Annotated in this window: 4 protein-coding genes; 2 read left to right on the top strand and 2 right to left on the bottom strand. The window is 73.9% G+C overall.

Annotation, left to right across the window (positions count from 1 at the left end; all coding sequences use genetic code 11):
* Positions 1-38: 38 nt before the first annotated feature.
* Positions 39-2,261 carry an MMPL family transporter gene (locus ACWGL3_RS30255; protein WP_267949168.1) on the bottom strand — a complete coding sequence of 741 codons (2,223 nt, stop codon included), beginning with the start codon at positions 2,259-2,261 and terminating at the stop codon, positions 39-41.
* A gap of 149 nt (positions 2,262-2,410) precedes the next feature.
* Between ACWGL3_RS30255 and ACWGL3_RS30260 the strand changes: the two genes are divergently transcribed.
* Both ACWGL3_RS30260 and ACWGL3_RS30265 read left to right on the top strand, forming a co-directional pair.
* On the top strand, positions 2,411-3,193 hold the full coding sequence (locus ACWGL3_RS30260; RefSeq protein WP_267949167.1) for a TetR/AcrR family transcriptional regulator: 783 nt from the start codon (positions 2,411-2,413) through the stop codon (positions 3,191-3,193).
* 97 nt (positions 3,194-3,290) lie between these two features.
* Positions 3,291-4,778, top strand: a complete 1,488-nt coding sequence (locus ACWGL3_RS30265) for a neutral zinc metallopeptidase (RefSeq protein WP_346660240.1) — start codon at positions 3,291-3,293, stop codon at positions 4,776-4,778.
* On the opposite strand, the gene ACWGL3_RS30270 is transcribed toward ACWGL3_RS30265, so the two are convergent.
* Positions 4,779-6,176, bottom strand: coding sequence for an FAD-dependent oxidoreductase (locus ACWGL3_RS30270; RefSeq protein WP_267949166.1), 1,398 nt, complete (start codon positions 6,174-6,176; stop codon positions 4,779-4,781). It abuts the gene before it with no gap.
* Between the last annotated feature and the right edge of the window lie 88 nt (positions 6,177-6,264).

Genomic DNA, 6,264 nt, shown 5'->3' on the forward strand with positions numbered 1-6,264 from the left:
CCCCGGCGGCATGCCGCCGGGGAGCGCTCCTTGCCGTGTCAGACCCCGGCGGGCTCCCGGTCCCCGTCCCGTGCCCGGTCACCGGGCGCGGCGGCGTCCTCGTCGTCCCCGCCCTCGGAGATCCCGACGCGGTCGTGGAGCCACCGGAGGGGTCGCGGCAGCCACCAGTTGGCGCTGCCGAGCAGGCGCATCGTGGCGGGCACCATGACCGCGCGGACCAGGGTCGCGTCCACGAGCACCGCGATGGCCAGGCCGATACCGATGATCTTCAGGAACAGCAGGCCCGAGGTGCCCATCGCCAGCAGCACCACCATGAGCAGGATCGCGGCGCTGGTGATGATCTGGCCGGTGTGCTGGAGGCCGGCCGCCACCGACCGGGTGTTGTCCCCCGTGCGCAGGTACTCCTCGCGGACCCGGCTGAGCAGGAACAGCTCGTAGTCCATCGCCAGGCCGAAGGAGACGATCGTGATCAGCACCAGGTAGGTGGGGTCGATCGTGCCGACGGCGTCGAAGCCGAGCAGGCCGGCGAACCCGCCCTCCTGGAAGCCCCAGACCGCGATGCCCAGGGAGGCGCCCAGCGACAGCGCGCCCATCAGCACGGCCTTGACGGGCAGGACGATCGACCCGAAGGCGAGGAACAGCAGGAACAGGGTCGCGGCGGCGACGAAGCCCACCGTCGTCGGCACCGAGTCGACGATCGCGGACACGTTGTCCTGCTGCATGGCCGCCACGCCGCCGACCAGGGTCCGCTCGGCCCCCTCCGGCGCGGGCTCGGCCCGCACGTCGCGCACCAGCTGCGCGATCTCCGGGGAGTCCGACTCCCCCTGGTAGGCGACGAAGACGTGGGCGATGCCGTCGCCGGTGCGCTCGACCCGGGAGAGCGAGGCCCCGGGCAGCTCCGCCAGGCGCTCGGCGTACTCCTCCAGCGACTCCTCGCCCGCGTCCCCGACCACCGCCACGTCGAGGCGGCCCAGACCGCCCGCCGGGAAGTCCTCCGCCACCGCCTCGGTGGCGATCCGGCTGCCCGCGTCGCCGGGCAGGTAGCGCTGGTCGGTGGAGCCGAGCTGGGTCGAGGCCAGACCGGAGCTGAAGACCAGCAGGACGGCGCCGACCGCGACCAGGGACACGGCGGGGCCGCGCATGACGGTCCGTGCCAGGCGCGCCCAGGCGCCGGCGTTCTCGTGGACGGCGCCGGTGACGGTGCGCCGGGGCAGGGGGATCCTGAGGCTGTTGATCCTCCGGCCGACCACGGCGAGCAGGGCCGGCAGGAAGACCAGGGCGGCCAGCAGGTCGAACAGGACGACGGCGATGCCGCCCCAGCCGATCGACTTGAGGATGGGCTGGGGGAAGAACAGCAGGCCGGCGAAGGCGATGCCGACGGTGATGCCGGAGAAGGCGACGGTGCGGCCGGCGGTGTCGACGGTGCGGCGCACGGCGTCGCCGATCGCCCGCCCCCGCCCCAGTTCCTCGCGGAACCGGCTGACCATGAACAGGCCGTAGTCGATGGCCAGTCCCAGGCCGAGGATGGTGGCGACGTTGACCGCGAACACCGACACGTCGGTCACGTACGTCAGGGCGCGCAGGACGGTCAGGGAGCCGAGGATGGCCAGGCCGCCGACGGCGAGCGGGACCAGGCCCGCGACGAGGCCGCCGAAGATCACGACGAGGAGGAGCAGCAGGACCGGCAGGGTGACGAGTTCGGCGCGGACGATGTCGGTCTCGGCCGTCTCGGACAGCTCGTGCTCGACCGCGACGGGGCCGCCCAGGTGGGCCTCCAGCGTGCTGGACTCCAGGTGCTCGGCGACCTCCTCGTACTGGTGGAGGCGTTCGGCGTGGCTCTCCCCGGTGAGGGTCACGGGGATGTAGGTCGCGTGCATGTCCTCGGCCACGAGCATGCCGCGCTCGGTCTCGGGGAGTTCCTCGTCGAGGTAGACGTCGAAGTCGGCGACGGTGTCGGGCATGCCGTCGGCGATGCGCTGCACGGCCGCGGCGAAGGTGGGGTTGTCCACCTGGATCTCGTCGCTGCGGTAGACCGCGACGATGTCGACGCCGTCGTGTCCCAGGCCCTCCTCCAGGAGGCGCGTGGCCTCGGAGGACTCCGACCCCGGGTCCTCGAACCCGCTCTCGCTCACGTCGGAGAAGACCCCCGACCCCCACACCGCGGCGAAGACGGCGAAGAGCGCGGTGGCGGTCAGGACGGCCCAGCGCCAGCGGTGGGCCCCCAGACCGAGGCGCCCGAAAAGTCCGGTGTGTGTCGGCATACGCCGCCCTCTCAGCGAACGGCCCTCATGTCCGTCAACGGTGTTTGCTAACGGTGTTCACTAAAGCGTGCGGGCGTTACGCTGTCAATATCGCCAACGAGGACCACAGCGCCCCGGCGGGGCGCCGGAGACGGGGTGTACCGCAGCACATGACGAAATCCCAGTTCGCCCGGGGGGACGGGCGGCCGAGCCGCCGCGAACGTGTGCGCGAGGCCACACTGTCCGAGATCAAGGCCATCGCCCGGCGGCACCTGGTGGACCACGGGACCGCGGGCGTCTCACTGCGGGCCATCGCCCGCGAGATGGGCATGACCGCCCCCGGCCTGTACCGCTACGTCTCCGGCATCGACTCGCTGCTGATACTGATCACGGCGGACATGTTCACGGAACTGGCCGACGCGGTGGCCGAGGCCGACGCCAGCGTGCCCGACCGGGAGACGGACCTGCGCATCCTCACCTCCCTGCGGGCCTTCCGGTCCTGGGCCGTGGCGCACCCGGCCGAGTTCGCCACCATGTTCGGCCCGCGCGCCCGCCTGGACCCGGAGGCCGACCCGGCCCCGGCGCTGGAGGCCGGGCGCAGGTTCGGCGCCACCTTCTACACCCTCTTCGACCGCCTGCTGTCCGAGGAGCGCTTCCCCCTGCCGGACGGGGACCGCATCACCCCCGAGCTCGCCCGCGAGCTGCGCGCCTTCGCCGACAGCTGCGGCTTCTCCGCGCCGCACATCCCGGTGGAGGCGATCATGGTGCTCAGCAGCTGCTGGGTGCGCCTGTACGGGGTCGTGTGCATGGAGGTGTTCCAACACCTCGATTTCGTGATGCAGGACATGGAACCGCTCTTCGAGTCCGAGCTTCAGAACCTGTTGGCGGGCCTTGGCGTCCGGTACCGGCCGCCGGAGAGCAGTACGCCGGTTACCATCGGTACGCCCCCTTAGGCCCCATACTGAAGCTCTGTGCACCTTGTCGGATTCGCCCCGGGGCGTATCCGGCCCCAGCCCGGTGGGCTCTGGCACCCTAGCGAGGACGGACCCCGTGGAGAACCGACCCGGCGGTGAACGGGGCGACGCCCCCCGCCCCGACCAGCCCGGCCCCGCAGACGCCCCCTCCCCCTCCGGAGCGGGCGACGGAGAAGGGTCCCCCCTGCCGTCCGAACCCGCGCCGGAGGGGGAGCACGGGCCTGCCTGGCCCGCGGACCCGGCCCCCTCCTCCCAGGGGGTGACCGCCGCCGGCGGCGCCTACGCCGACCGGGAGGCCGGCCACGCCCCCGCGCCCTCCTCCGAGGACGGGCCGCCCGCCCCGGACCCCGGCTCCACGGGACGGTACGCACACCCTCCCCTGCCGGGCGCGCGGCAGCCCCAGGGCCCGCCGACCTCCTCGTGGCAGGGCCCCCTCCCCGGGCGGCAGGGGTTCCCCGCCCCCGGCCGGCCCCCCGGCCCGCAGGACCCGGGGACGACGGCCCACACGCTCCACCCGTTCCACGCCCCCGGCCACCCCGCGGCGCCCGGGCAGCCGTTCCCGCGGACGGGACCGTACCCGCCCCTCCCCCCGCACGCCGCACCGGTCCACCACCCGTCCGCCCCCTACCACGGGCAGCCCGGCGGACACGGCCCGTGGCCGCCGCCCCGACAGCCGTGGGGGCAGCCCCCGCCGCCGCAGCGCCGCCGCGGCCTCGGCGTCCTGGTCGGCTCGTCCGTGGCGGGCACGATCGCCGTCGCCGCCCTGGTCGCCAGCATCGTCATGGTCTCGACGACGCCGCAGCCGGAGCCGCAGCCGACCGGCACCGACCTGTCCGCCCTCTACGACGAGGACCTGGCGGCCCGGCCCAACACCGTCGAGATCGACATCGCCGACCACCCCCTCTACGACGCTCCGATGCCGGAGGCCGTCGACTGCGACACCCCCGCGCTGGACATCGGCTCGGACGAGTCGTGGCAGGACTTCGCGACCACCACCGGCGAGTGCCTGGACCTGCTCTGGGCCCCGGTCATGGACGACCTGGGCCTGTCCTCCCGGACCCCGGAGATCACCGTCACCCGCGAGTCGCCCGACACCGGCGAGGAGGAGGGGTACACGCTCGCGTACTACGAGAGCGACTGGAACCGCATCACCGTCGTCCTGCCCAACGTGCGCCAGCTCAGCGCCCAGATCCCCGTGGACGAGCGCGAGGACGTCTGGATCGCCCTGATGGGACACGAGTACGGCCACCACGTGCAGTCCGCCACCGGCATCCTCGACGTCTCGCACGACATGCGCTGGAACGCCGGGAGCGAGGACGACGAGCTCGACACCCTCAGGCGCACCGAGCTCCAGGCCGAGTGCATGGCCGGGATCGGGCTGCGCGGTGTCACCGGCGGCGACGGGGACGTCCTGGAGGTGGTCAACGCCAACTTCAACTCGGGCGGGGACCTCGACACCCACGGCAGCGCGAGCAACCGGGCGTTCTGGCTGGAGCAGGGCTGGTCCGAGGAGACCGTGAGCGCCTGCAACACCTACGGCGCCGCACCGGGCGAGGTCACCTGATCAGCCGTCGACGACCTTCCGGTAGGCCTCCCAGCCGTGGAGCTTGACCCGCTCCCCGCGCTCCAGCTCCGCCGCCTGGCGGGCCTCGGCCGCGTCGATGCGCAGCCAGTCGTCGTACCAGCTGTGCGCGATCCCCCGCTCCTCCAGGACCTGTTCCAGCGGCACCGGGTCCAGAACCTCCGCGCGCAGCTCCGGGGCGTCCCGCAGCAGGGACCTGACCGTGGCCGCCGCGTCGGACTTGTTGGTACCGATGACCCCGGTCGCGCCCCGCTTGACCCACCCGGCGACGTAGTCCCCGCGGACCACCCGGCCCCCCTCGTCCAGGACCCGGCCCTCGTCGTGCGGGACCGTGCGCCCCTCGGCGTCGAACGGCACGCCCGGCAGCGGGGCCCCCGCGTAGCCGACCGAGCGCAGCACCAGCCCGGCGTCCAGGTCGGTGGTCCGCCCCGTTCCGACGAGGCGTCCCCCGTCGTCCAGGCGCGTGTGCTCCACCCGCACCCCCGTGGCGCGGCTCCCGCCGAGGACCTCCTGCGGCCGGGCCCAGAAGTGCAGGCGCACGGTGCGGGGACGCCCCTCGGGGGCACGCCCCGCGTGCTCCCGGAGGAGCTTGATGTTGGTGCGCGCGGCGCGGGCCACCATGCGCGTCTCGTGCGTGCCCGTGCCCACCGCCGCGAGGTCGACGTCCACCTGCTCGGCGGGCACGACCACGTCGGCGCCGGGCAGGGCGAGCAGGTCGCGCAGCTCGGGCGCGGTGAACCGGGCCTGGAGGGGCCCCCGCCGGGACAGGATGTGGACGGTGCGCACCCTGCTGGCGGCGAGCACCTCCAGGACCGGCTCGGGTATGTCGGTGTGCCGCAGTTCGTCGGCGGTCTTGGCCAGGATGCGGGCGACGTCCAGGGCGACGTTGCCCGCCCCCACCACGACGGCCTCCTCGGCGTCGAGCACGAACCCCGCGAGCTCGCTGTCGGGGTGGCCGCAGTACCAGTTGACGAAGTCGGTCGCGGCGACGCTCCCGGGCAGGTCCTCCCCCGGCACGCCCATGCGGCGGTCCACCGGGGCTCCGGTGGCGTAGACGACCGCGTGGTAGGAGCGGGCCAGGTCGGCGCGGGTGAGGTCGGAGCCGAACTCGACCCCGCCGACGAAGCGCACGTCGGGGTGCTCCAGCACGCTCCGCAGGGCCCCGGCCACGCCCTTGATCTTGGTGTGGTCGGGCGCGACCCCGTAGCGCACGAGGCCGTAGGGGGTGGGCAGTCGGTCCATCACGTCCACCCGGACGGGGACGCGCCGCTGCCGTGTGAGGGCGTCGGCGGTGTAGACGCCGGCCGGGCCGGAGCCGATCACGGCCACACGGAGCGCGTCGTCGGCCCCGGCTTCCCGCCGGACGGACTGAGAGGTCATGGTCCCATTCTGACAGCCCGGGGACGGATCGAGGGGTCGGCCGCGGTGCGCCGTGTCCCGGACGCGGACCGGCCCGGACGGGGGTCCG

It is taken from the genome of Nocardiopsis sp. NPDC055824 (assembly GCF_053616335.1).